Below are 24,316 nucleotides of genomic sequence, written 5' to 3'. Positions count from 1 at the left end.
TGATCGCGATGCCACTGCTCGAAGTCGAGAACCTCCAGACCCATTTCCGTACCCCCAGCGGCATCAACCGCGCGGTGGACGGCGTGTCCTTCCACGTCAACGAGGGCGAGACGCTTGCCATCGTCGGCGAGTCCGGCTGCGGCAAGTCGGTGACGTCGATGTCGGTGATGCGGCTGATCCCGGAACCGCCGGGCCGGATCGCAGGCGCCATCCGCTTTGCGGGGAGGGACCTGCTGCAACTGTCCGATCGCGAGATGCGCGCCATCCGCGGCAACGACATCTCGATGATCTTCCAGGAGCCGATGACAAGCCTGAACCCGGTCCTCACGGTCGGCCGCCAGATCCGGGAGACCTTGATGATCCATCAGGGCCTGGACAAGCAGGCCGCCGAGACGCACGCCATCGAGATGCTGACGCTGGTCGGCATTCCCGAGCCGAAGCGCCGCGTGCGCGAATATCCGCACCAGCTCTCCGGCGGCATGCGCCAGCGCGTCATGATCGCCATCGCGCTCGCCTGCAATCCGAAGCTTCTCATCGCGGATGAGCCCACGACCGCCCTAGACGTGACCATCCAGGCACAGATCCTGAAACTGATGCTGGATCTGAAGCGCCGGGTCGGCGCAGCCATCATCCTGATCACGCACGATCTCGGCGTCGTCGCCGAAATCGCCGAACGCGTCATGGTTATGTATGCCGGCTGCAAGGTCGAGGAGGCACCGGTAGCCGAACTGTTCCGTTCGCCGCGCCATCCCTATACGCAAGGCCTGCTCGGCGCGGTGCCGCGCCTCGGCTCCTCGCTGACCGGCACTGCGAGACGACTGGCCGAGATTCCCGGCCAGGTGCCTGATCTGCGCAAGCGGATCACCGGCTGCGTCTTTGCCGGACGCTGTGCGCTTGCGACCGACCTCTGCCGGCAATATGCGCCGGGGCTCGAAGAGAAGGATCCCCGTCATATCGCCGCCTGCCACTATGCGGCCAAGGGAGCCGTCGCGGCATGAGTGCTCCGCTGCTCCAGGTCAACGACCTCAAGAAGCATTTTCCGGTCAAGACCGGCTTGTTCGGCCGCAAGTCCGAACGGGTCTATGCGGTGGACGGCGTGTCGTTCGAGATCGCGCGCGGCGAGACGCTGTCGCTGGTCGGCGAGTCCGGCTGCGGCAAGTCGACGGTCGGTCGCGCCATCCTGCGGCTGTTCGACATCACCGCGGGGCAGGTGATCCTCGACGGCCAGAGGATCGACGATGCCGCGCCGAGCACGATGCGTCAGATGCGCCGCCGCGTGCAGGTGGTATTCCAGGATCCGTTCTCGAGTCTCAATCCGCGCATGCGCGTGCGCGACATCCTGGCCGAACCGATCCGCAATTTCGGCCTCGCCAAATCCGCGGAAGACCTCGAACTGCGCGTCACCGCGCTGATGGACACGGTCCGCCTGCCGCGCGAGGCGCTGAATCGCAGGCCCCACGAGTTCTCCGGCGGCCAGCGCCAGCGCATCGGTATCGCGCGGGCGCTCGCGGCCGAGCCCGAGTTGATCGTCTGCGACGAGGCAGTCTCGGCGCTCGACGTCTCGGTCAAGGCGCAGATCGTCAATCTGCTTCAGGATCTCCAGCACGAGTTCGGCCTTGCGCTCTTGTTCATCAGCCACGATCTCGCGATCGTCGAGCACATGACCCACCGCGTTGCAGTGATGTATCTCGGCAAGATCATCGAGGTGGCGCCGCGCCGCGAGATATTTGCCGCGCCAAAGCACCCCTATACCAAGGCGCTGCTTTCGGCGGTGCCGTTGCCCGAGCCGGGCGCCCGGCGCAATCCCATCATCCTCAAGGGCGACGTGCCGAGCCCGATCAATCCGCCGCGTGGATGCCGTTTCCACACCCGCTGTCCCTTCGTCTTCGACCGCTGCCGGACCGAGGAGCCGACGCTGCGCGCGACGGGCGCCGAGCAGTGGGTGGCCTGTCACCTCGAAGACGCGCCTTAACGCCTCAACCCTGGCGGCGCAGGAAGCCCGTAATCGTCACCTTCTCCCAGATGCCGGCGGCGGCAAAAGGATCGGCGCGGTTGAAGGCCTCGACCTCGGTGCGACCTGCCGCCTCGATCAGGAACAGGCTGCCGATCATGGTCGCGCCGTCGTCGGAGACGAGCGGTCCCGACATCACGATCTTGACGCCGAAGCGCGAGGTGTCGCTGAGGAAAGCCTTGTGGGCGTCGTAATTGGCGAGCCGGGTCGGCAGCGCGCCGGCGCGGTCGAGGGCGTGAATGGCGAACAGCATGGGGAGATCCGTTTCTTGGGACGGCCGCGAGGACGCGGCCGTCCGGGCCTGTCGTGAGCGGTTGGTCTACTTCGCGCTGAGCTTGCCCGCCTCCTCGAAGGTCGGGCAGGTCCGCTGCTCCAGCGGCACGTCGAACGGCTGGTAATTGTCCTTGGTGATCACCGTAGGCTTTAGCACGATCTCGCTGATGACCGGCTGATTGCGCAACGACCGGATCGCCATCATGGTGCCGAGGCAGCCTTGGGCAAATCCGTTGTAATCCCCACTTGCCAGGAGCTTGCCGGATTTGATCGCATCGATCGCCTCCTTGGTGCCGTTGATGCCGATCACCTGAGCCTTGCGGTTGGCGCCGTCCAGCGCCTCGATCGCGCCGACCGCCATGGCATCGTTGGCGGCGAGCACGCCGTCGATCTGTGAATTCGACTGCATCAGATTCTCCATCACCTGGAGCGCCTGGAGCCGCTGGTAATTGCCCGGCTGCGAGGCCAGCAGCTTGGCCCCCGGGCTTTCCTTCAGCGCGTCGTTGAAGCCGCGGACCCGGTCGACATTGGTCAGTGAGCCCTTGACGCCTTCGATGATGACGATATTGCCCTTGCCGCCGAGCGTCTTGAGCAGGAAGCGCGCAGTCTCGAGCCCGAGGCTGTAATCGTCGGCGCCGACGAAGGAGAGGAACTTGCCGCCCGCGGAACGATCGGTGATGTTGACGACGGGGATCTTTGCCTCGTTGATCTTCTCGACACCGGGCACCATCGCCTTGTAATCGACCGGCGTGAAGACGATCGCGCTCGGCTTCTTCACCACGACGTCCTCGATCTGGCTGAGCTGCTCGGGGATCGAATCCGGCTTGGTCGGGATGTACTGAAGCGTCTTCGCGTTCAGCGTCTTCGCCATATTGTCGGCACCGACCCGAACCGTCTGGAAGAACGGATTGGTCTGGTTCTTGGTGAAGATGGCGATGGTCTCGCCGTCGGCGCGTGCTTGCGTGCTGAACGCGGCCGCCATCAGCAGCGGTAGCGCCAGATAGCCCAGTTTCTGTTTCATATTGCCTCCATCCCTCATTTTGCTTGTTTGAACCTCAAAAGCTCATTGCGTGCGGCGGCGGGTCTTCATGTCGAGCCAGACCGCGAGAATGACGATGATGCCGGTCACGAGCGGCTGCCAGTTGGCGCTGACCGAGAGCAGGTTCATGCCGTTCAGCACCAGCGTCAGGATCAGTGCGCCGATGAACGTGCCGAACACCGTGCCGACGCCGCCGAACAGCGAGGTGCCGCCGATCAGCACGGCCGCGATCGCGGGCAAGGTCAGGCTCTCGCCAATGTCGGCCTCGGCCGAGTTCAGCCGCGACAGGAAGATAATCGAGGCAAGTCCCGCCATGGTGCCGGAGACGGTGTAGACCAGCAGCAGGCGGCGCGCGACCGGGATGCCGGAGAGGCGGGCGGCGACCGGATTGGCGCCGATCGCATAGATCTCCTGGCCCCAGATCGTGCGCTGCGCGAACAGCGTTCCGATCCCGAGGAACACCAGCAGCAGATAGACCGGGATCGGCAGGCCGAACAGGTAGCCGCTGCCGATCTGGCGGAAGCCTGCGGGGAAGCCGTGAAGGGTCTCGCCCGCCATGTACCAATAGGTGAGGCCGTTCAGCACCCAGAGCATGCCGTAGGTGGCGATGAAGGAGGGGATGCGCAGCGCGGTGACCATGATGCCGTTGAGGAGGCCAACGATGCCGCCGCAGGCAAGCCCGGTGAGGATGCCAAGCGCCGGCGAGCCGGTCTTGTGGATCACGGTCCCGGCGATGCAGGCAGACAGTGCGACATTGGCGCCGACGGAGAGATCAAGGCCGGCGGTCAGCACCACCAGAGTCAGGCCGGAGGCGATAAAGAAGGTCAGGCTCGCCTGCCTCAGCACGTTGAGGATGTTGCCGAGGCTCAGGAAGGAATCGCTCAGCACGGCGAGCACGGCGCAGATCAGCAGCGCCGCGAGCAGGCGATAGAACAGCTGGATCGCATCCTGCGACAGGAACGAGCGGGGCGGCGCGATGGCGTCCTTGGTGATGTCGGTCATGCGCGGCTCCTGAGGCCATCGAGGAACAGGGCGACGATGACGAGCACGCCGACGCTTGCCACCTGCACCGAGGACGGCAACGAGATCAGGTTCAGCCCGTTGCGCAACACGCCGACGGAAAGAACGCCGAGCAAGGTGCCGAGCAGCCAGCCATTGCCGCGCTCAAACGAGGTGCCCCCGACGGCAACGGCCGCGATGGCATCGAATTCAAGCCCGAGGCCGGCGGTGGGGTGGCCGGAATTCATCCGCGCGGTCATCAAGAGGCCGGCGATGCCAGCCATGGCGCCGCCGATCGCATAGACCGCGATCAAGAGCCGGTTCGGCGAGAGACCCGCATAGCGCAGCGCCTCGCGGTTGCCACCGAGGGCGAAGATGTAGGTGCCGAAGCGGGTATGATAGAGCAGGCCGTGAAACGCCGCGTAGGTCACGAGCGCCATCACGATTGGCACGGGGATGCCCAAAAGCGTCGCCGAGTAGATGTCGCGCACGCTGTGGGGAATGCCGACCACGCTCTGGCCGTCACTGACGATCAGCGACAGGCCCTGCGCCATGCCGAGCGTGCCGAGCGTCGCGACGAAGGGCGGAATGCCGAGGATGGCGACCAGCCAGCCGTTGGCGATACCGAAGGCGGTGCCGACCAGCAGGCCGGCACCTAAGCCCAGCAACATCGATTTCGTGGCGAGCGATACGATCGCGACGCAGAGCGAGGTCAGCGTCAGCACCGCGCCCATCGACAGGTCCAGCCCCTCGGTCATGATGATCAGCGTCATCGGCAGCGCGAGCATGGTGAGAATGGTCGATTGCACCAGCACGTTGGAGAGGTTGGCGACCGACAGGAAGCCGGGCGCGATCACGCTGAACAGCGCGATCAGCAGCACCAGCACCATGGCGACGCCGGGAATGCGTTGCAGCGGATTGGGCTCTGAGACGATCGCGGCTTCACGCATGATGCATCCCCAGTCGCACGATGTTCTCCTCGGTCAGTTCGTTGCGTGTCAGATGACCGGCGATACGCCCCTCGCGCATCACATAGGCGCGGTCGCAGACATGGCAGATCTCGACCTGTTCGGACGAGATCATCAGGGCGGCCGCGCCCTCCGCCACGAGGCGGTCGATCAGGGCAAATATCTCCGACTTGGCGCCGATATCGATGCCGCGCGTCGGCTCGTCAAAGATGAATAGCTTCGAGCCGGCCGCTAGCCATTTGCCGATCACGACCTTCTGCTGGTTGCCGCCCGAGAGCAGGCCAACGGTCTGCCGCGCACTCGGTGTCGCGATCCTCAATTGCCGGATCAGGCCGTCGGAGGTGCGCTGCGCACGCCGCTGGTCGAACAGGCCGCTGGGAAACAATTTTCGCAGCGCCGACACCACCAGATTGTCGCTCACTGATCGCAGCAAGGCCAAGCCTTCGCTCTTGCGGCTCTCCGGGATCAGCGCGATGCCGCGACGGGTCGCGAGGTCGGGCTCGCCGGAAATGGTCTTGCCGTCGAAGACGATCTCGCCCGACGTTACGGGATCGGCGCCGAAGATGGCGCGCGCAACCTCGCTGCGGCCCGAGCCGACCAGGCCGCAAAGGCCGACGATCTCGCCCCGGCGCACCTCGATGTTGATGTCGGAGATGCCGGTCGGCGCGGTCAGGCCCTTGACCTCCAGCAGCACCTCGCCGGGCTTGGCGGCAAAATGGCGCGGATAGGTCATGTCGACATTGCGGCCGACCATCATCCGGACGAGCTGGTCCGGCGTGACGTCGGCGGGACGGACACCGTCGATGCGGCGGCCGTCGCGCAGCACGGTGATGCGATCGCCGAGTGCGAACACTTCGGCCATGCGGTGGGAGATGTAGACGATCGAGACCCCGTCGGCCTTCAGCCGCGCAATCAGCGCGAACAGCAGCTCGGTCTCGCGGTCCGACAGCGCCGCGGTCGGCTCGTCCATCACAAGGATGCGGGCGTTCTGGCTGATTGCTTTCGCGATCTCGACCATCTGCTGCTGCGCTACGCCGAGCTTGTCGACGGTGGTGGAGGGATCGATGTCGAAACCGATGGTGCCGAGCACGCGCCTGGCGTCAACCAGGATCTGGCGGCGGTCGATGGTACCGGGAATGCGGCCCTTCGGCTCGCGGCCGAGGAAGATGTTCTGAGCGATGTCGAGATAGGGGACCAGGGAGAATTCCTGGAAGATCACGGCAATGCCGAGCTTTTGCGCATCGGCAGTCGAGTTGACTGCAACCTTCTCGCCTTTGTGGTAAAACTCGCCGGAGTCTGCGCGGTAGGCGCCGCACAGCACCTTCATCAGGCTCGACTTGCCGGCGCCGTTCTCGCCCAGCAGCATATGCACCTCGCCGGGGTAGATGGCGAAGGAAACGTCATCGAGCGCCTTGACGCCGGGAAATTCCTTGCTGATGCCGCGCAGCTCGAGCAGCGGCGTGGGCGAGGTGACCTCGATCGGAAGCGCGTCGCTCATACCATGGCTCCGCTCGCAAAGATCTTGCCGGGGTTCATCAGTCCATCAGGGTCGAGCGCGGACTTGATCGACCGCATCACGTCGACGGCCTCGCCGAGCTCGTCGGTGAGATAGTCGATCTTGCCGAGCCCGATGCCGTGCTCGCCAGTGCAGGTGCCGTCCATGGCGATGGCCCGGGCGACCATGCGCGCCTGAAGCGCCTTGGCGCCTTCGGCTTCGTCGGGCTTTGCCGGGTCGATCAGGATCAGCATGTGGAAATTGCCGTCTCCGACATGGCCGACAATCGGTGCCGTGAAGCCGTGCGCGTCCGCATCCCGCCGCGTCTCGGTCAAGCATTCCGCCAGCCGCGAGATCGGCACGCAGACATCGGTGATCACCGCCCGCGCACCGGGCCGCAAGCCGAGGCCGGCATAGAGCGTGTTGTCCCGAGCGTGCCAGAGCCGGCTGCGGTCTTCCGGCGCCTTGGCCCAGGCAAAGCCATGGCCGCCATGGTCGGCGGCGATCGCCTGCGCGGCCTCGGCCTGCTCGGCGACGGAAGCCGCGGAGCCATGGAATTCGAAGAACAAGGTCGGGGCCTCGCGATAGCCGAGCTTTGCATAGGCATTGATGCCGTGCATCATGACGTCGTCGAGCAACTCGATGCGCGCAACGGGGATCGCCGACTGGATCACGGAGATCGCGGTATCGACGGCATTGTGCAGGCTATCGAAGCTGCACACTGCGGCCGAGATCGCCTGCGGCACGGGATGGACCTTCAGCGTGATCTCCGTGATGACACCAAGCGTGCCCTCCGCGCCGACGAACATGCGCGTCAAATCATAACCGGCCGCCGATTTGCGCGCGCGCCTAGCCGTCCGAATCACCCGCCCGTCCGCGAGCACCACCTCCAGCGCCATGACGTTGTCTTTCATGGTGCCGTAGCGCACCGCCATGGTGCCTGAGGCGCGCGTCGACGTCATGCCGCCGATCGAGGCGTCCGCGCCGGGATCGATCGGGAAGAACAGGCCGGTCGTCCGTAGCTCCGCATTGAGCTGCTTTCGCGTGATGCCGGGCTGCACCACGACATCCATGTCGCTGTCGTGGACGGCAAGCACCTTGTTCATGCGCGCGAAGTCGAAGCAGACGCCGCCGGCGACCGCGGCCGCATTGCCTTCGAGCGAAGTGCCGGCGCCGAACGGGACGATCGGCATGCCCGCGCTCGCGCAGAGTTTCACGATCTCGGCGACCTCCTGCGTGCTTTCAGGGAAGACGACGATGTCGGGCGGCAAGTTGCGGTAATGCGACTCGCTCTGCCCGTGCTGGTCGAGCACGCCGCGCGCAACGCTCGCGCGCGGGCCGATCATGCCGGTAAGGCGATCGGCCAATATGCTCGTGCTGACCCGCGGTCCCATCCTCAGCTCTCCGTCCGCCCCCTGTTGCCGGACTCTTGTTGGTCCGCTGCCGCTTCAGCTTAAGCGGCCTTTGCGTTGCTCGCGACCTGCTTCAGGCCGAAATCGTAATTGAGGTGAAAATACTCGCGCTGCACCATGCGACCATCCGGCGCACGGCCGGCGGGATGCCGGACGAATTCGCGGATCAGGCTGTCCTTGACGCCGAACACCACATCACTGTCGAGATACTGGTCGCCCGCGACGAATACGTGCGTCACGAGCTGCTCGAAACCCGGCGCTGAGATCATGAAATGCACATGGGCGGGGCGCCAGGGGTGGCGGCCCTGGGCTTCCAGCATCTCGCCGACCGGGCCGTCATGCGGGATCGGATAGGCCGCCGGCTTGATCGACCAAAAATGGAAGCGGCCATTGGCATCGGTGTGAAAGCGCGCGCGCATCGCGAGATCGCCGATGGCGTCGAGCTGCTGCACGTCGTAATAACCGTCGTCGTCGGAATGCCAGACGTCGACCACGGCGCCCGCAAGCGGCTTTCCGTCGACGCTCGAGACCGAGCCGGTGACCAGCATCGGATCGCCTTCCATCGGACCCGAGATATCGGCGCCACTATCCTTCTCCGGCGCAGCCTGGACGAAAAACGGGCCGAGCACCGTGGTCTCGGTCGCGCCTTCGGGCACCGGGTGATTGATGGCATCGACCAGCATGGAGACGCCGAGCGTGTCCGATAGCAGAATGAATTCCTGGCGCTTGTCGTCGCACATGTGCCCGGTGCGGGTCAGGAAGTCGATGCCGTATTCCCATTCCTTCTGGGTCGGCCGCACCTCGCGGACGAAGGCATGAAGATGACGGACCAGCGCTTCGCTGATTTGCTTGATGCGCGGATCAGTCGCGCGCGCGATCCGCTCCAGCACCGCGTCTGTGATCGTGTTCTCGTTGAAGTTACGCATGTGTGCCTCCGTTGATCACAGCTTCGGCTCGCCGAGGCCGGCCAGCCGTTCGAGATGCTTGACGGTCGCAATGAAGTCGGCCTCGCCCTCGCCCTGCGCGACCAGCGAACCATAGGTCTCGCGCACTTGCGCCGCTAGCTGTAGCGGAACGCCGACGGCGTGGCCGGCGCCGAGGATGAGGTCGAGGTCCTTGGCCATCTGCTTGCAGGAGAAAGTGGACTCGAAATCGCGGTTGCGCAGCGGCGCTGTCTTGTACTTCACCATCGGCGAAGCCACGGCACTGTCGTCGAGCACCTTCAAGATGTCCTGCCAGGCAATGCCGCCCTTGCGTGCCAGCGCCAGGCTCTCCGCCATCATCGCGGCCGAAACCGCGATCATCAGATTGACCGAGAGTTTTGCATAGCGCGCTTCCTCGGCGGGCCCGAGATAGGTCTGGGCACGGGTGAAGGCGGCGAACAGCGGCTTTGCGCTTTCGAAGGCGTCCTTTGGACCCGAGACGAAGCAGGTCAGTGCGCCGGTGTGGACGATGCTGGCATTGCCGGAGACCGGCGAGCGAAGATAGGCAATGCCGTGCGCCTGCGCGGCGGCTGCAATCTCAGTAGAGGCCTCCACACTCACAGTGCTGGTCTCGATGAGAACAGCTCCGGGCGTCATCGCGGCCATGAGGCCGGCAGGATCGAGCAGCGCGCCGCGCAAGGCGGCGTCGTCGGGCAGGGACGTGACCACTGCCGTCTTGCCGCTCACGGCCTCGGCCGACGTAGCGGCAATCGCAATGCCTTGCGCGCGTGCCTCGGTGATTCGCGCCGCGCTCTGATCGAACGCGCTGACCGCGTAACCGGCCTTGGTGACGAGCACCGACATCGGCAGGCCCATCTTGCCGATCCCGATGAAAGCGACATTCCTTGAAGCGTCAGTCATTGTTCTTGTCCACTGGCGCCTTCAGGCGGCGCGTCCCTGTTGTTCGATGTCCTGCACCAGCCGCCGGCCGGATTGCGCCAGCAGCTCTTTTTTGCTCTCTAGCCCTTCGATCAGTAGCCGGCCATTTCGCTTCTTCCAGGCGCCGCCGATCATGACCGCCTCGATGTTGACGAGGCTCGTCTGCATCACGACGGTTGCGACCGCATCGTGCACCGGGAAGAGGTTGAGATCGGAGGCGTTGATGATGACGAGGTCGGCGAGCTTTCCCGGCGCCAGCGAACCGACCTGGTTCTCGCGGCCGAGCATGCGGGCGCCTTCCGTGGTGATCCAGCGCAGCGCCTCGCGCACGGGGATCGTGGTCGTCGCCGGGATGGTGCCGCTGGCCTTGCGCGTCTCCGCATTGTCAAGCGCCCGCTGCATCGAGAGCGCGACGCGAGCGGCGGAGAAGAGATCGCCGGCCAGCACGGATTCGAGATCAATGCCGATCGTCGGCCGCACGCCGCGCTTCAGCAACCGTCCGGTAACCGGAAAGCCGTGACCCTGGATCATCTCGTTCTCCGGCGTTACCGAGAACGACACGCCAAGATCGACCATCCGGTCCAGGAGATCGTCGGGCAAATCGTTGCCATGGACGACGTTGATGCCGGCGCCGACGAGGCCGGCCTCGATCAGCTTCTCCCAGCCACCGGGCGTTTTGGCGGGACCGCCGCCCTGATGCATGGAGGCGATCAGCTTGAGCTCCCGCGCCAAGCGGAAGTCGTGCATGGCAACGTCGAGCGTTGAGTAATGCGGGCCGAGAATGGCGAGCCCGAGCGTGACGAGCCCGTCGCGGTCGGCGAGGGGACCTGCCAACAGCCGCTCGACTTCGCGGCGCGGATGCGCGATCTCAGAGAAATGCGGCTCGCCGGGCTTCGGCTCAGGCTTTGGCGAGCCATGGAAGAAGGCCGCGCGAATGCCACTCTCGATCAGGCCGCTGACCGCGGCGTCGGTATGGTCAGGCGTCGGATTGTTGTGGCACCAGTCGACGAGTGTCGTCGTGCCGCAATTGATCTGGTTCAGCGCGCCAACCAAGGTGGCGATGTAGATGTCGTCCGGCCGGAATACGGTGGCGAGCCCGGCATGCATGCGGCGGAAATATTCGAGCAGCGTCCAGTTCGCTGCATAACCGCGGAGCGCCGTCTGCCAAGTGTGCATATGCGCGTTGATCAGACCGGGAATGATGATCCGCCCGGTGCCGTCAATGATCTCTGCCTCGCCGCTGCCGATATCGATCGACGGACGCACGCTGGCGATGCGGCTGCCCTCGACCAGCACGTCGCCGGTATTGAGATCGCCGATCGCGTCATCCATGCTGATGACGATGGCGGATTGGATCAGCGTGCGCCGCATCGCGTCACGTCACCGCTTTGATGGCGGCCGGCCGCTCGCCGGCCCAGGCGCGCGCGATCAGGTCGCGGATGGCGGCCCGTTCGAGGGGCCGCGGATTCCAGTAGGGATTGGTGACAGCGAGATCGGCCGCCTTGCCGATGCCGCTCTCGGGCATGCCGATGTCGCGCAGCGCGAGCTTTGCACCCAGTCGCTTCGCAAGGTCGTACAGCCCCTGCGACGCATCGGCCGCGCCGATCGCGCGCGAGATGCGCGCCATCGCATCCGGCACCGCCGGTGCGTTGTAGGCCAGCGCATGCGGCAGCACGATCGTGTGCGTTTCGGCATGCGGCAGATCGAAGGTGCCGCCGAGCGTGTGGCAAAGTTTGTGATGCAGCGCCATGCCGACGGTGCCGAGGCAGACGCCGCACAGCCAGGCGCCATAGAGCGCTTCGGTCCGGGCCTCGCGGTCGTCGCTCCTCGCGGCGATGGCGGGGAGGGCGCGGGCCAGCGCGCGGATGCCTTCTTCCGCCATCAGCGATGTCACGGGATTGGCGTCGCGCGCATAGAGCGCTTCCGCCGCATGTGCGATCGCATTGATGCCTGAGGTCGCAGCCAGGCTCGCCGGCAGCGTCAGGGTCAGCTCGACGTCGTAGATCACCGTCTCCGGCAGCACGGCGGCGTCACGGACCGTGGTCTTCAGGCCGTTCTCGGTCTGGCCGACGATCGGCGTCATCTCCGAGCCGGCATAGGTGGTGGGAATGCAGAGCTGGTTGACGCCGGTGCGCAAGGCCAGCGCCTTGCCAAGGCCGGTGGTTGATCCGCCGCCGAGCGAGACGACGCAGTCGGCCTCGCACGCCTTCATCGCCGCCAGTGCCCGCTCGGTGACCTCGACTGGCGTGTGCATAGTGGCGCCGGAAAACAGGCCGGCATAGACTGATCCGAGCGCTGCACCGAGACTCTTGCTTTGCGCCTCCTGCTGCGGCGTCGTCAGCACCAGTGCGCGCTTGCCGCCGAGCCGTTCGACCTCGGCTTTGGCTGAAGCAAGCGTTCCGCTGCCAAACACGACGCGGCAGGGCAGGTTTTCAAAGGTGAACGACCCGATCATGCGCCGGTCTCTTTAATGGGATAATCGACCTGGAAGCGCCCGATCCGCAAGTCGCCCAGCGCCTCGCGGACGCGCAAATGTTCGGGGTGGCTGGCATAGGCGGCAAGCGCAGCCTGGTCGGTGAATTCGGAGAACAGAACGACGTCGCAGGCGTAGTCGACATCGCTGACGTCGAGACCGACCTCGATGTGAGTGAGGCCGTCGATCCGGCCGCGCAGGCCCTCGAACAGGGACTTGACCTTGATCCGGGCGGCGGAGCGCTCCGCAGGCGTCTCCCCGCGCAGCCGCCACATCACGATGTGCCTGATCGGGCCCGACATTTCCTGATTTCCTCGCCTGCGATTGTGCTTTGTTGGCGCCATTTTGCCTTGCAGGAATCGGAAATAAAGGTCAAAATTTGTAAGTCTCTTTTCCTCTTTCTGCAAAAATGGACCGGCTGCTCCAACTCGAGGTCTTCTCCAAAACCGCTGAACTCGGCAGTCTTTCCAAAGCTGCCGAAAACCTGCGGATGTCGAACGCGGCCGCGAGCCGTCATCTCAGTGCGCTGGAGGAGCGGCTTGCGGTCCGGCTGATCGAGCGCAACACGCGCCGGCAATGGCTGACCGAAGCGGGGCAGGAACTCTTGCAGCGTTGCAGCACGCTGTTGAACGAGCTCGCCGAGGCCGAGGACGCGGTCTCGGACCGCGCGCTGTCGCCGAAGGGCATGCTGCGCGTGACGAGCTCGCTGTCCTTCGCGATGATCTACCTCGCTCCGATGCTGCCTGCCTTCCGCGCGCTCTATCCCAATCTCAGCGTGCAGATCATCAGCGCAAACCGCTACCCCGACTTCATCGAAGCCGGCATTGACGTCGCGATACGCACGCGGGAGCATGAGCCGGATTCCAACATCATCGTCCGCCGCATCGGCCAGATGCATCGTGTGCTCGCGGCCGCTCCATCCTACCTGGAGAAGCAGGGCCGGCCCGAGCATCCAACCGATCTCACCCGTCACAACATGCTGATCTACAATCTCGCCAATGATCCCTATTCGCTCCGGTTGAGCCAGGGCAGCACGACGCAGACGGTCCGAATCGCGCCGACGCTCGACAGCAATGACGGCCAGATCATCTGTGGCGCAGCGCGTGCGGGACTCGGAATCCTGATCCAGCCGCTTTACATCGTGCAGGGCGATATCGCGGCCGGCCGGCTGGTGCCCGTCTTGACGGGCTGGGAGCTGCCACTGCTCACCATGAACATCGCCTATCAAAACCGCGTCAGGCTGCCGGCCAAGATCCGGGTGTTTTCCGACTTCCTCGTCAGCTACATCCGCGAGCATTCGGAGCCGGGAATCTGGATCGACGCGGCGAAGTGAGCGGGACGCATTCATGTATCTCGGCATCGATCTCGGCACCTCGGCGGTCAAGACGGTTCTCGTCGACGCTGCGCAGCACGTGATTGCAAGCGAGAGCCGGCCGCTCGCGACCGTCTCGCCGCAATCCGGCTATTACGAGCAAGATCCCGCGCAGTGGATCGATGCGACCTTTGCCACGCTGGATGCTCTGAAGGCATCGCATGCCGACGCGCTGGCGGCGGTCGAAGGCATTGGGCTGTCCGGCCAGATGCATGGTGCCACGCTGCTCGATGCGAGCTTGAGGCCCTTGCGGCCCTGCATCCTCTGGAACGACGGGCGCTCGGGCGCTCAGTGCCGTATCCTGGAGCAGCGCTGGCCCGCCTTGCGTGCGACGACGGGCAACAAGGCGATGCCGGGATTCACCGCGCCGAAGCTGCTCTGGGTCGCGGCGCACGAGCCTGACATCTTTGCGGCGACCAGGCTCGTTCTGCTTCCGAAGGCCTATTTGCGCCTGGTGCTGAGCGGCGAGGCCATCGAAGACGTTTCGGATGCGTCGGGATCGCTGTGGCTCGACGCCGCGCGCCGGGACTGGTCGGACGCAGCACTGTCAGCGACCGGCCTGACGCGCGATCACATGCCACGCCTGGTCGAGGGATGCGCGCCCGCAACGCGCCTGCGCGGCGAGCTCGCGCGGCGCTGGGGCATGAGCCGGCAGCCGGTGATCGCGGGCGGAGCCGGCGACAATCCGGCCGGCGCCGTCGGCATCGGCGCGATCCGGCCGGGAAGCGCGTTCATATCGCTGGGAACCTCCGGTGCTCTCATGGCTCCGACCAGCAGCATCGCCGCCAATCCGGACCGCGCGGTGCATACATTCTGCCACGCCATTCCCGGCATGTGGATTCAGGCCGGCGCGATCCTCTCGGCCGCCTCTTGCCTCGCCTGGACCGCGCGCCTGTTCGGCGTCAGCGAGGCAGAGTTGCTGGCGCCGCTCGGAGTGCGCCCCCAGGCGCCATCGCCGGTGAGCTTCCTGCCTTATCTCGCAGGCGAGCGGACGCCGCACGACGATCCCGCCGTGCGCGGCATGCTGGATGGTCTGAGCCACGGCACCGAGCGCGGGACGATCGTGCAGGCGGTGCTCGAAGGCGTTGCCTTCGCGCTTGCCGATTGTCGCGACGCGCTCGCGGATGCCGGCATTGCGATTGCGGAAGCCGATGCCATTGGCGGTGGTTCACGGTCCCGGTTCTGGCTCTCGGTGCTGGCAAACGTGCTGAATGTTCCGCTCCATCGCTTTGCCGGAGGTGAGACCGGCGCCGCGTTCGGTGCGGCGAGATTGGGGCGACTTGCTGTCACCGGTGAGGCAATCGCCGCCGTCTGCACGCGGCCAGAGCGCATCGAGACGTTCGAGCCCGACGCTGAACTGGTCGCTGCTTATGCAGAGCGGCCTCCCGCATGGCGCGAACTGTATCGGCCGCGCCACTAGCATCGCTTCGATGTTGCATTCACGTCTGTTCGGTATTGCCCTGTGCTGCGACGTTTTGTTTAATGCGCGAACCGCGCTGACAAACCGATAGACACGCGGGTGGGAAACGCATTGTGCGCCGGGAGGCACGATGAACGATCCGATCCTCGAGATGCGCGGGGTCTCGAAATCCTTCTTTGGCATCAAGGCGCTGCGGGCCGTCGATCTCACCGTCTATGCCGGCGAAATTCACGCCCTGATGGGAGAGAACGGCGCCGGAAAGTCGACGCTGATGAAGATCCTGTCCGGCGCCTACAGGCCCGATCCCGGCGGCGAGATCCGCATCGAGGGCAGCCCGGTGCGGATCGAAGGCCCGCTCGGCGGCCGCGCGGCGGGCATCTCGATCATCTATCAGGAGCTGTCGCTCGCTCCCAATCTCAGTGTTGCCGAGAATATCTATTTGGGACGGGAGCTATCGCGATCAGGATTGCTGGCGCGCGGCGCCATGCGCGAGGGCGTCGGCCCGATCCTGAAACGACTGGGCGCGGACTTCCTGCCCTCGACGCTGGTGGCGCATCTCTCCATGGGCCAGCGGCAACTGGTCGAGGTCGCGCGTGCGCTGCATGCCAGATCGAAGATCCTGATCATGGACGAGCCGACCACCGCGTTGTCAGCCGGCGAGAGCGCGCGGCTGTTCGCGCTGATCCGCCAGCTTCGCGCCGAGGGGCTTGCCATCATCTACATCTCGCATCGCATGGACGAGGTTTACGCACTCGGCGATCGCGTCACCGTGCTCCGCGACGGCCGGCTGGTCGGCTCGCTCGACAAGCCTGAGATCCGCGCCGACACCATCGTCCGGTTGATGGTCGGGCGTGACGTCTCCTCGTTCTACAAGAAGGATCACGATCCGGAGGCGGGGCGGGGACATCCGGTACTCCGAGCGATCGACATGGCGGACGGCCAGCGCGTCAAGGGATGCTCGCTGACCGTGCACGCAGGTGAGGTCGTCGGGCTCGCGGGCCTGATCGGCGCCGGTCGCACCGAGCTCGCGCATCTCATCGTCGGCGCGGCACGCAAGTCCTCCGGCCGTATCGAGCTGGAGGGACATCCGATCGAGATCCGCACGCCGGGCGAGGCCCTTGAGGCTGGCATCGCCTATCTTACGGAAGACAGGAAGGCGCTCGGCCTGTTTCTCGACATGTCATGCCTGGACAACATCAATCTCGCCGTGCTCGCGCGCGATGCGAAGCTCGGCTGGTTTCTGGATCGCGACAAGGCGCGCGAGCGCGCCGAGCGGGCCTTCGCGGGGCTCAGCATCCGTGCCGCCAATGTCGCCGTCCCCGCCGGCGGCCTGTCCGGCGGTAACCAACAGAAGGTGCTGCTGTCGCGGCTTCTCGCTATTGCGCCGAAGGTTCTGATCCTCGACGAGCCGACGCGTGGCGTCGACGTCGGTGCCAAGTCCGAGATCTATTCGATCGTCGACAATCTGGCCAAGGCCGGCACCGCGATCCTCGTCATCTCATCCGATTTGCCCGAGATCATCGGCATCTGCGACCGCGTCATCGTGATGCGCGCCGGACACATCGCCGGTGAGATCAGGCGCGAAGCTGCGGCTCCCCTCAATCAGGAAGACATCATGGCGCTCGCGACAGGGACGGAGCAACTCGATGCATGACAGCTCGCCGAAAGCGGAAGCGGCTGCCGCTGCCGGCCTTGCGGCTGCGCAGGAGACGAAGCGTCAGCGCATAAGGATGCTGATCAGCGCGCTCGGCATGCTGCCAGTCCTGCTGATTCTCTGCATCGGCTTCCACCTGTTGTCCGAGGGCCGCTTCTTCACCGGACAGAATCTCGGCATCGTATTGCAGCAGGCCGCAGTGAATACCGTGCTCGCTGCGGGAATGACTTTTGTCATCCTCACGGGCGGCATCGACCTGTCGGTCGGCTCGATCCTGGCGGCCTCCGCGATGGCCGGATTGACGCTCTCCAAGCTGCCGCTTGGCATGCTGTGGCTGCCAGCCGCGCTGCTCACGGGCCTTGGCTTTGGCGTCGTCAATGGCGTGTTGATTGCGCTGCTTCGCCTGCCGCCTTTCATCGTCACGCTCGGCTCTCTCACCGCCGTACGCGGCCTGGCCCGATTACTCGGGGCCGACACCACCGTCTTCAATCCGTCCATTCCTTATGCCTTCATCGGCAACGGCTCGCTGACGCTCGTCCCCGGCGTCGCCTCGATCCCCTGGCTCTCGGTGATCGCCTTGCTCGTCATCCTCGCCTCGTGGCTGGTGCTGCGACGGACCGTGCTCGGCGTGCACATCTATGCGGTAGGCGGCAATGAAAGCGCGGCGCGGCTTGCCGGCATCAAGGTCTGGGCCGTGCTGATCTTCGTCTACGGCGTCTCCGGCCTTTTCGCCGGGCTCGGGGGCGCCATGCAGGCGGCGCGGCTCTATGCGGCCAATGGCCTCCAACTCGGCCAGTCTTACGAGCTCGACGCAATTACCGCCGTGATCCTTGGCGGCACCTCATTCGTCGGCGGCATCGGCTCGATCTGGGGTACGTTGGTCGGCGCGCTGATCATCGCCGTGCTGTCGAACGGCCTCATCCTCATCGGTGTCTCCGACATCTGGCAATATGTGATCAAGGGCCTGGTGATCATCGGCGCCGTGGCGCTGGACCGCTACCGGCTGCAGGGCTCTGCCAGAACGTGAAGGCTCCGCGAGAACTTGATGGGTTTGGCGCGCACCTGGAGTGCGCATGGCTTGATGAGAGATTCCGTTGCGGCAACTGGTCTGCCGTGCCGGAGATGAAGACAGACCAGGGAGGAAGCCAATGTTGAAGACGATCACGCTCGCCGGCGCCGCGGTGACGCTTGCCCTAAGCACCGCGCCATCCTTTGCCAAGGAGCTCAAGTCGATCGGCGTCTCGCTGGGATCGATGGGCAACCCGTTCTTCGTCGCGCTGTCGAAGGGCGCCGAGTTCGAGGCGAAGAAGACCAATCCCAACGTGAAGATCACGACCGTCGGCTTCGAATACGACCTCGGCAAGCAGGTCACTCAGATCGACAATTTCATCGCCGCCGGCGTCGACCTGATTCTGTTGAACCCCGGTGATCCCAAGGCGATCGGGCCGGCGATCAAGAAGGCGCAGGCCGCTGGCATCGTCGTCGTCGCGGTCGACACTGCGGCCGAAGGCGCCGACGCCACCGTGACCACGAACAACGTGCAGGCCGGCGAGATCTCCTGCCAGTACATCGTCGACAAACTGAAGGGCAAGGGCGACGTCATCATCGAGAACGGGCCGCAGGTCTCCGCGGTGATCGACCGTGTCGTCGGCTGCAAGAACGTGTTCGCGAAGAACCCGGGTATCAAGGTGTTGTCCAGCGACCAGGACGGCAAAGGCTCGCGAGAGGGCGGGCTCACCGTCGCGCAGGGTTATCTGACCCGCTTCCCCAAGATCGACGCCATCTTCGCCATCAATGATCCGCAGGCGATCGGCACCGACCTTGCAGCGCGCCAGCAAAACCGCAGCGGGATTGTCATCACGGCGGTCGACGGCGCACCTGATATCGAGGCCGCGCTGAAAGATCCGCAGTCGCCGCAGATCCAGGCGTCGGCTTCGCAGGATCCGTTCTTCATGGCGCGTCGGGCCGTGCAGGTTGGTGTCGGCATTCTCAATGGCCAGAAGCCGGCCTCGACCGTCGAGCTGTTGCCTTCGAAGCTCGTGACCAGGGACAATGTTGCCGAGTACAAGGGCTGGACGTCGGATCGTTCTCAGTAGAACGCCGCCCCTAGCCGGTGCGCTCGACACACGAGATGACGGGCGGCGTCTTGAGCGATGCCGTCTGCTAAGCGATTCAGTAAGCGGTGTGTGGATTGGCTCGCGGAGACAAGACGGCCGATGGAGATCTGCTCGTGAAGGCGCGGGTCTTCGGTTGAACGCGCGATCCGTCGATCACCTCGAGCCGGCCGCAGCGGTTCAGGGTGTGCAACTTCCGTCCGGGCCATGCCGGTCCGGGCTTGAGGGAATGGCGGACGATCTGCCCGAATGTCGTCGGCGACAATTCGACGATTTCCGCTAGTGCGAGCGCTGCACCGTAACCGTCCGTACAATTCTGGACGGGCCGCCACAATTTATCATCGATAGTGACGAAATTCCCCGCCGGTCGTGTGCTCGCACGATCGATCAGGACCGGATTGCTAGCATGGGGCAACCACGGACCCGAGAGGCGATCGGCGTAATAGATCGCCAGCGCATCCGAATAGCCGCCCGCGCCGTCGCGCCAGGCTCCAAACAGATAGTGCAGGCCGTTGTGCTGCGTGATCGTGACATCGGCGAGTTCGAGGCCGGAAAGCAGCGTCGCGTGACGCTCCCATTTGTCCGGAAAACGAACGCATTTGTACAGCGCGACGTCGCCGTGAACCGAGCTCTCCGGGATCATCCACAGCGCACCATCGTTCTCGATCAGGAACGGATAGGAGAGGTGCCAGGGCTCCTCCAGCACCGGTACGACTTCGCCGACCGGACCTGCGTCGTTGAACTCGATCGCGGAAATGATCCCCTTTCCAATCCGGTGATCGAGATCTTCGAAGAAGACGAATGTCCGTCCCTGCCATATGATGGGAAACGGATCGGCGTAGAAGCGATGGCCGGGATCGCAGAGGACATTCCAGCCTGGTCCGGACAGATTTCCGGTCTGCCAGACGCCTGCACCGTCATTGAAGCGCCATCCGATTTGCCAATGCGGGGCATAGCAGCAGAGCCGATAGATCTCCTTGGCGATCGACACGGCGAGGCCGCGCGCAACGTATGCCGCCGGCTGCCGGCCGGTGCCGTCTCCGGCGGGGCGCGCCAGCTGCGGCACGATGCGCGGCCGTCCCGACAGGATTGCCGCCACCATGGTCAGGGTTCGCGCCATGACGGTTTCGAGTGCGCCACTCAAGCCGGCCGCAATCTCTCCGGAGGGGTGACCGCGATCGAGCACTGCACCGTCGAGCTCGTTGACGATCTCGATCACCGGCAGGTCGCCGGCCAGAATGGCGGCGAGGGCGGCGTTTTCGCCGGCGACACCGTTGAAGAGAGGGCGCAGATACAGCCGGGCGGAACAATCGGGATCGCGCGCGGCGCCCGTAAAATCGACGATCACGTCGGCCGTCCCGGTGCGAGCCTGCATCCGTTCCGGGATGATCTTCAGCTTGCCGGCGCCGCTGTGCCGGCCTCTGTGCAACACCATGCGTTCGAGTTCGAACAGCGCGTCGAGGCCTGTGGGCCGTGCCTCCGTCGTTGCGGTCCAGGCGATTTGAAGCGGGACATCTCGGCCGTCGATCGACAGCGCGTCGCGGTCCATCCACCGCCGCGCATGCTCTCGTTCACAGCGAAACTCGATGATCATGTCGAGCCAATCTGTTCCCACACATTCCGGTCAGATGACCTGGCCGAGAATCCGAACGTATTCCTCCACCATGGCATCTACCGAATAGCGCAGCCGCAGGCCTTTGGCGTTTTGTCGCAGTTCCTCGCTCAGTTGCTGGTCCGTCAGCAGCCTGGAGACGGCCGTCGACAGCTTCGCATGATCGGAGGCATCGACGAACAGCGCGGTAGGTTTTCCCTCGAAGGACAACACCTCACGTAACACGGGAAGATCGGTGACGACGGAGGGGACACCGGCGTTTGCGGCTTCGACCGCAGCCAGGCCGAAGGTTTCGGCCTGTGTCGGGAACACGAACACGTCCAGACAGGCGAGAAAATCCGCCATCTGACGCGGGGCGATTTCGCCGAGCAGATGCAGCCGGTCCGATACGTTCAATTCATCCGCCAACTGTCTCAGCCGGGCCTCGTCGGCTCCCTGTCCGGCCAGTGCAAGGTGCCAGGATGGTCGATCCGGCAACAGGCGTATCGCCGCATCAAGCCGCTTGTGCGGGTGCAGCCTCGCCGCGCAGCCAAGTAAGATGCGATCCGGCGGCAGACTGAATTTTTGTCGCGCAGCTTCCTTCGGCAGGGTAAGGGCCTTGTCGTCAAAGCCGTGCGGGACATGCACCATGCGTGACCGATAGGCCGCGGGGTAGCGCGAATATTCGCGCTGCATGTCCTTCGAATTGAGCGTGATGCGGTCGAAGAAGCCGAGACTGCCCATCACGACGTCGGCAGCGCGGACGGGCCAGCTCATCGAGAGCGCGGAAGAAACCTGATTGGCGATGACAGGCGCGCGGCAGACGAGGCGCGACACGCCGGCGCCGATCACGTTGCCAAAATGCTGAAAGGTCAGAACGGCGTCGGGTCGGCTGGTCCGGATATGGCGGCCGAGCGTCCACAGCATCCGCAGCAGGGCCAGGGGATTGCCCGGCCGGCTCGAGGCGCAATAGAACGTATTGGGCGGCTCGTCGAACGAATCCGACTGGCGGAAGAAGAACAGATTGGTGACTCGGTAGCCACGGGCGGTAAGGCCCGCACCGAGCAGCCTGGAGATCTCCTGCGCGCCGGCGTTTTCGGCCTGAGTCTGTACGAGAAGGACATGAAGCTTCGGCCCGCTGCCGTCGGACGGCATGAGTGCTGTCGCAGTCGTCTCGCCCAACTCCTTGTTTGGCTGGTAATGGAGCACGGATCCCGACCCGCTGAAGAAACGAAATTTTCACCCTTCTTGATCCCGTACCTACCATGCGAGCATCGCGCGGACACCGGCTAGCAACAAACGGAGTTAATGCGCTGCCTGCCGGAACGGCATCGTTTGCCAGAGAATTCTGGTGGTTTGCAAACGAAGTGAGCGACCGCGTTAACCAATTGGTGATGGTCGCGCGAGGGGCAGGTAACCGCGGATTAACCATAGATATTTACGGTGGAGCAGGCCACTGAACAGTGTTCGCCAGTTGAATCCGAGTAGAGTCCATGACGTTCGGTCGCCGCGCAGACCCGACAAGTTCCGGATCGACCGGCGTTGCCGCGTCTTGGAGCCAAAATTCGTCGGGCGTCGATGAGGCCGCCGGAGCCGCTGCACGCTTTGGCGGTATGTTCACTGCCGCCGGTGTGCTCGCCTTCCTTCGCGAAAACGCTCGGCGGATATTGACGCTCGCTCTTGCGATCTTCGCGCTTGGCGCCGTCGTTCTCCTGATGATTCCGGTGCGGTTCGCAGCGACCGCACTGGTCGTCGTCGATCCCCGCGAGCAACGCGTGACCACGGAGCAGGACGTTCTGCCGGGCATAGGGCAAGATAGCGCCGCGCTGCAAAGCCTGGTCGAAGTGGCGAAGTCCGACGGCTTTCTCGAGCCGCTGATCGAGCAGCTCAAGATTCGCGATGACGAAGACATTTCCGGCGGCTACACGGCCCCCGCGCGCCTGCTCGAGCGTTTCCGCAACCGTCTCGACATTTCCCGTCGCGGGCTGACCTATGTCATCGCCATCCGCTTCACCTCGAATCGGGCGGAGCGGGCTGCCTATTATGCCAACGCCATTGCCGAGGCGTTCGTCGCCAGACAGAGCCGCATCCGCACCGAGGCGACCGACGAGGCTGCCGACTGGCTCGGTGGCCGGCTCAAGACGTTGAGCGACCGGCTGAAGGCGTCGGAGGACGCCGTCGCCACATTCAAGCTCGAGCACCGTATCGTCAACGCCGGCAAGGACGCAACGACCCAGCAATTGCGGGTGACCGAGCTGTCGCAGCAGGTCGCCGCTGCCCGCGCGCGGACCGAGGAGGCCAAAGCCCGTTACGAGCAGGCGCAGCGTGACGCGAAGGCGAATGTCGAGGGTCCCGTCAAGCAGGACCTCCTGAGCGCGTTGCGCGCCCAGCGGTCGGCCCTCAATGATCAGATTGCGCAGAAGCGGGCGGTGCTCGGCGATCGCCATCCCGATCTCGTGATGTCGTACAGCCAGCTAAACGATTTGAACAGACAGATCGAGGTCGAGCGGACGAAAGGCATCGATACCGCGAAGTCGGAATATGAGGCTCAGCGCGATCAGCAGAAGGCTCTGGAAAGCCAGATGAAGGCGGCTGAATCGCAGCTCCTGGTCGACGGTCAGGCTCTGGTCCGGCTCCAGGAGCTACAGCGCGACGCCGAGGCCAACAGAAACATCTACGAGCAATTCCTCTCGCGGTCCAAGACGACGAATGAACAGCGCCTGTTGCAGAGTTCTCAGACCAAGGTCGCCTCGCCCGCCATTCCGCCGCTTCGCTCGACCCTTCCGCCGCTGTCTTTGCTGCTCGCCGCGCTGGCGATCGGATCGCTGCTGACATCGACGGCGGTCGTCGCGGCAACGGGACGCAGATCGAACAAACCCGTTCCGGACGTTCGCGCCCCCGATCCGGCTCCGCGCCAGCCCGGCGCGTGGTCGCGTCCGCCGGTGTGGGCCCGCGTTCCCGAACTCTTGCCCAGCGATGTCCCAAGAAACATCTGGCAAGGTCCGGTGTCCGCGACGAGTGAGCTCGATCTCGGTCCTCATCTGCGTCCGCTCATTGACAGGCTGGAGCAATTGCCTGGAAGCCGGGGTAGGGTTGCTCTCGTGATGTCGGTAGGGAAGCGGGCCGGCGGCAACACCGTCGCGCGCTCGCTCAATCGGTGGGCGCTGAACAGGGGAAAGCTGAGCGTCCTGATCCGGGTCGAGCCGGATCTCGGTGGTGCCGGGGCCAGCCTCGCCAAGGCGCCGGTGGATGGCGCAACCACCGCTGACGTTCGCAGCATCGATGCGCTTTTGAACGTCGGCAACGGACCTGAATCGTCGCCCGCGGACGATATTCGTTCGGAGTTCGATCTGATCGTGATCCATGCCACCTCTCTGGCCTTGCAGCCGGAGGCGGCGGCGCTGGCCGCTCACGCTGATCTCGTCATTCTGGTCGTCCGCGAAGACGCAATCGATTCAGCCGCAATGCGCAGGGTCACGGCCGCGCTCTCTCGCTTTGGCGGCGTGCCGACCGGGATCGTCGTCAATCGTGTGCCAGCAGACCCGTCGTCGGCTCAACGTCGGGGTGCAGCGCTCGGCCTGGCTGGTTGATCGTCGTCCGGCGTGTGCGCTGCCTGTCGCGATCGAACCGAAG

The 24,316-nt window shown here is 64.8% G+C and carries 21 protein-coding genes; 8 read left to right on the top strand and 13 right to left on the bottom strand.

Annotation, left to right across the window (positions count from 1 at the left end):
- Window positions 1–8 precede the first annotated feature (8 nt).
- Both IVA92_RS12480 and IVA92_RS12475 read left to right on the top strand, forming a co-directional pair.
- Complete coding sequence (locus tag IVA92_RS12480) at window positions 9–998, top strand: ABC transporter ATP-binding protein (protein ID WP_247278171.1); 990 nt, start codon at window positions 9–11, stop codon at window positions 996–998.
- Window positions 995–1,972 carry an oligopeptide/dipeptide ABC transporter ATP-binding protein gene (locus IVA92_RS12475; protein WP_247278170.1) on the top strand — a complete coding sequence of 326 codons (978 nt, stop codon included), beginning with the start codon at window positions 995–997 and terminating at the stop codon, window positions 1,970–1,972. Before IVA92_RS12480 ends, IVA92_RS12475 begins: the two co-directional genes overlap by 4 nt.
- A gap of 4 nt (window positions 1,973–1,976) precedes the next feature.
- Here the strand turns inward: IVA92_RS12475 and IVA92_RS12470 are convergent, their stop codons facing one another.
- The 11 genes from IVA92_RS12470 to IVA92_RS12420 form a co-directional block, all read right to left on the bottom strand.
- Window positions 1,977–2,264, bottom strand: a complete 288-nt coding sequence (locus IVA92_RS12470) for a YciI family protein (RefSeq protein WP_247278169.1) — start codon at window positions 2,262–2,264, stop codon at window positions 1,977–1,979.
- A 66-nt stretch (window positions 2,265–2,330) separates the two neighbouring features.
- Window positions 2,331–3,305: a sugar ABC transporter substrate-binding protein gene (locus tag IVA92_RS12465; RefSeq protein WP_247278168.1), complete on the bottom strand. Its 975-nt coding sequence runs from the start codon at window positions 3,303–3,305 to the stop codon at window positions 2,331–2,333.
- A gap of 42 nt (window positions 3,306–3,347) precedes the next feature.
- Window positions 3,348–4,325 carry an ABC transporter permease gene (locus IVA92_RS12460; RefSeq protein WP_247278167.1) on the bottom strand — a complete coding sequence of 326 codons (978 nt, stop codon included), beginning with the start codon at window positions 4,323–4,325 and terminating at the stop codon, window positions 3,348–3,350.
- On the bottom strand, window positions 4,322–5,272 hold the full coding sequence (locus IVA92_RS12455) for an ABC transporter permease (protein ID WP_247278166.1): 951 nt from the start codon (window positions 5,270–5,272) through the stop codon (window positions 4,322–4,324). Before IVA92_RS12455 ends, IVA92_RS12460 begins: the two co-directional genes overlap by 4 nt.
- Entirely contained in the window at window positions 5,265–6,788 is a 1,524-nt protein-coding gene (locus tag IVA92_RS12450; RefSeq protein ID WP_247278165.1) for a sugar ABC transporter ATP-binding protein, read from the bottom strand. The genes IVA92_RS12455 and IVA92_RS12450 overlap by 8 nt, the downstream gene beginning before the upstream one ends.
- Entirely contained in the window at window positions 6,785–8,179 is a 1,395-nt protein-coding gene (locus tag IVA92_RS12445) for an FAD-linked oxidase C-terminal domain-containing protein (protein ID WP_247278164.1), read from the bottom strand. Before IVA92_RS12445 ends, IVA92_RS12450 begins: the two co-directional genes overlap by 4 nt.
- A gap of 59 nt (window positions 8,180–8,238) precedes the next feature.
- Window positions 8,239–9,123, bottom strand: a complete 885-nt coding sequence (locus IVA92_RS12440) for an intradiol ring-cleavage dioxygenase (protein WP_247278163.1) — start codon at window positions 9,121–9,123, stop codon at window positions 8,239–8,241.
- Window positions 9,124–9,138: 15 nt separating this feature from the next.
- Window positions 9,139–10,041, bottom strand: coding sequence for an NAD(P)-dependent oxidoreductase (locus IVA92_RS12435; protein WP_247278162.1), 903 nt, complete (start codon window positions 10,039–10,041; stop codon window positions 9,139–9,141).
- Window positions 10,042–10,062: 21 nt separating this feature from the next.
- Window positions 10,063–11,430, bottom strand: coding sequence for an amidohydrolase family protein (locus IVA92_RS12430; protein WP_247278161.1), 1,368 nt, complete (start codon window positions 11,428–11,430; stop codon window positions 10,063–10,065).
- A gap of 4 nt (window positions 11,431–11,434) precedes the next feature.
- Window positions 11,435–12,514 (bottom strand): maleylacetate reductase, encoded by a 1,080-nt coding sequence (locus tag IVA92_RS12425; RefSeq protein WP_247278160.1) that lies wholly within the window; start codon window positions 12,512–12,514, stop codon window positions 11,435–11,437.
- Window positions 12,511–12,834 carry a Dabb family protein gene (locus IVA92_RS12420; RefSeq protein WP_247278159.1) on the bottom strand — a complete coding sequence of 108 codons (324 nt, stop codon included), beginning with the start codon at window positions 12,832–12,834 and terminating at the stop codon, window positions 12,511–12,513. The genes IVA92_RS12425 and IVA92_RS12420 overlap by 4 nt, the downstream gene beginning before the upstream one ends.
- A gap of 107 nt (window positions 12,835–12,941) precedes the next feature.
- On the opposite strand from IVA92_RS12420, the gene IVA92_RS12415 reads away from it, so the two are divergent.
- The 5 genes from IVA92_RS12415 to IVA92_RS12395 all read left to right on the top strand — a co-directional run bounded on the left by IVA92_RS12415 (window position 12,942) and on the right by IVA92_RS12395 (window position 19,074).
- Window positions 12,942–13,865 (top strand): LysR family transcriptional regulator, encoded by a 924-nt coding sequence (locus tag IVA92_RS12415; RefSeq protein WP_247278158.1) that lies wholly within the window; start codon window positions 12,942–12,944, stop codon window positions 13,863–13,865.
- Window positions 13,866–13,878: 13 nt separating this feature from the next.
- Window positions 13,879–15,324, top strand: coding sequence for a xylulokinase (gene xylB / locus IVA92_RS12410; protein WP_247278157.1), 1,446 nt, complete (start codon window positions 13,879–13,881; stop codon window positions 15,322–15,324).
- 130 nt (window positions 15,325–15,454) lie between these two features.
- Entirely contained in the window at window positions 15,455–16,978 is a 1,524-nt protein-coding gene (locus IVA92_RS12405; RefSeq protein ID WP_247278156.1) for a sugar ABC transporter ATP-binding protein, read from the top strand.
- Window positions 16,971–18,005, top strand: a complete 1,035-nt coding sequence (locus IVA92_RS12400; RefSeq protein ID WP_247278155.1) for a ribose ABC transporter permease — start codon at window positions 16,971–16,973, stop codon at window positions 18,003–18,005. Before IVA92_RS12405 ends, IVA92_RS12400 begins: the two co-directional genes overlap by 8 nt.
- A gap of 121 nt (window positions 18,006–18,126) precedes the next feature.
- Complete coding sequence (locus IVA92_RS12395; protein ID WP_247278154.1) at window positions 18,127–19,074, top strand: ABC transporter substrate-binding protein; 948 nt, start codon at window positions 18,127–18,129, stop codon at window positions 19,072–19,074.
- 76 nt (window positions 19,075–19,150) lie between these two features.
- On the opposite strand, the gene IVA92_RS12390 is transcribed toward IVA92_RS12395, so the two are convergent.
- Together IVA92_RS12390 and IVA92_RS12385 are read right to left on the bottom strand one after the other, a co-directional pair.
- A complete protein-coding gene (locus tag IVA92_RS12390; RefSeq protein ID WP_247278153.1) occupies window positions 19,151–20,686 on the bottom strand; it encodes a hypothetical protein in 1,536 nt (511 codons plus the stop codon).
- A gap of 30 nt (window positions 20,687–20,716) precedes the next feature.
- Window positions 20,717–21,892 (bottom strand): glycosyltransferase family 4 protein, encoded by a 1,176-nt coding sequence (locus IVA92_RS12385; protein ID WP_247278152.1) that lies wholly within the window; start codon window positions 21,890–21,892, stop codon window positions 20,717–20,719.
- A gap of 284 nt (window positions 21,893–22,176) precedes the next feature.
- Between IVA92_RS12385 and IVA92_RS12380 the strand changes: the two genes are divergently transcribed.
- Window positions 22,177–24,273 carry a GumC family protein gene (locus IVA92_RS12380; RefSeq protein WP_247278151.1) on the top strand — a complete coding sequence of 699 codons (2,097 nt, stop codon included), beginning with the start codon at window positions 22,177–22,179 and terminating at the stop codon, window positions 24,271–24,273.
- The last annotated feature ends 43 nt before the right edge of the window (window positions 24,274–24,316 follow it).

The organism is Bradyrhizobium sp. 154, from assembly GCF_023073875.1.
GTDB lineage: Bacteria > Pseudomonadota > Alphaproteobacteria > Rhizobiales > Xanthobacteraceae > Bradyrhizobium.
Note: the sequence above shows the minus strand (reverse complement) of the source record. Positions and strands in the feature narration are given on the sequence as shown.

Excerpts from the sequence above, each read along its gene's own strand:
- IVA92_RS12480 (WP_247278171.1), top strand. The coding sequence starts at position 9 with ATGCCACTGCTCGAAGTCGAGAACCTCCAGACCCATTTCCGTACCCCC.
- IVA92_RS12475 (WP_247278170.1), top strand. The coding sequence starts at position 995 with ATGAGTGCTCCGCTGCTCCAGGTCAACGACCTCAAGAAGCATTTTCCG.
- IVA92_RS12470 (WP_247278169.1), bottom strand. The coding sequence starts at position 2,264 with ATGCTGTTCGCCATTCACGCCCTCGACCGCGCCGGCGCGCTGCCGACC.
- IVA92_RS12465 (WP_247278168.1), bottom strand. The coding sequence starts at position 3,305 with ATGAAACAGAAACTGGGCTATCTGGCGCTACCGCTGCTGATGGCGGCC.
- IVA92_RS12460 (WP_247278167.1), bottom strand. The coding sequence starts at position 4,325 with ATGACCGACATCACCAAGGACGCCATCGCGCCGCCCCGCTCGTTCCTG.
- IVA92_RS12455 (WP_247278166.1), bottom strand. The coding sequence starts at position 5,272 with ATGCGTGAAGCCGCGATCGTCTCAGAGCCCAATCCGCTGCAACGCATT.
- IVA92_RS12450 (WP_247278165.1), bottom strand. The coding sequence starts at position 6,788 with ATGAGCGACGCGCTTCCGATCGAGGTCACCTCGCCCACGCCGCTGCTC.
- IVA92_RS12445 (WP_247278164.1), bottom strand. The coding sequence starts at position 8,179 with ATGGGACCGCGGGTCAGCACGAGCATATTGGCCGATCGCCTTACCGGC.
- IVA92_RS12440 (WP_247278163.1), bottom strand. The coding sequence starts at position 9,123 with ATGCGTAACTTCAACGAGAACACGATCACAGACGCGGTGCTGGAGCGG.
- IVA92_RS12435 (WP_247278162.1), bottom strand. The coding sequence starts at position 10,041 with ATGACTGACGCTTCAAGGAATGTCGCTTTCATCGGGATCGGCAAGATG.
- IVA92_RS12430 (WP_247278161.1), bottom strand. The coding sequence starts at position 11,430 with ATGCGGCGCACGCTGATCCAATCCGCCATCGTCATCAGCATGGATGAC.
- IVA92_RS12425 (WP_247278160.1), bottom strand. The coding sequence starts at position 12,514 with ATGATCGGGTCGTTCACCTTTGAAAACCTGCCCTGCCGCGTCGTGTTT.
- IVA92_RS12420 (WP_247278159.1), bottom strand. The coding sequence starts at position 12,834 with ATGTCGGGCCCGATCAGGCACATCGTGATGTGGCGGCTGCGCGGGGAG.
- IVA92_RS12415 (WP_247278158.1), top strand. The coding sequence starts at position 12,942 with ATGGACCGGCTGCTCCAACTCGAGGTCTTCTCCAAAACCGCTGAACTC.
- xylB (WP_247278157.1), top strand. The coding sequence starts at position 13,879 with ATGTATCTCGGCATCGATCTCGGCACCTCGGCGGTCAAGACGGTTCTC.
- IVA92_RS12405 (WP_247278156.1), top strand. The coding sequence starts at position 15,455 with ATGAACGATCCGATCCTCGAGATGCGCGGGGTCTCGAAATCCTTCTTT.
- IVA92_RS12400 (WP_247278155.1), top strand. The coding sequence starts at position 16,971 with ATGCATGACAGCTCGCCGAAAGCGGAAGCGGCTGCCGCTGCCGGCCTT.
- IVA92_RS12395 (WP_247278154.1), top strand. The coding sequence starts at position 18,127 with ATGTTGAAGACGATCACGCTCGCCGGCGCCGCGGTGACGCTTGCCCTA.
- IVA92_RS12390 (WP_247278153.1), bottom strand. The coding sequence starts at position 20,686 with ATGATCATCGAGTTTCGCTGTGAACGAGAGCATGCGCGGCGGTGGATG.
- IVA92_RS12380 (WP_247278151.1), top strand. The coding sequence starts at position 22,177 with ATGACGTTCGGTCGCCGCGCAGACCCGACAAGTTCCGGATCGACCGGC.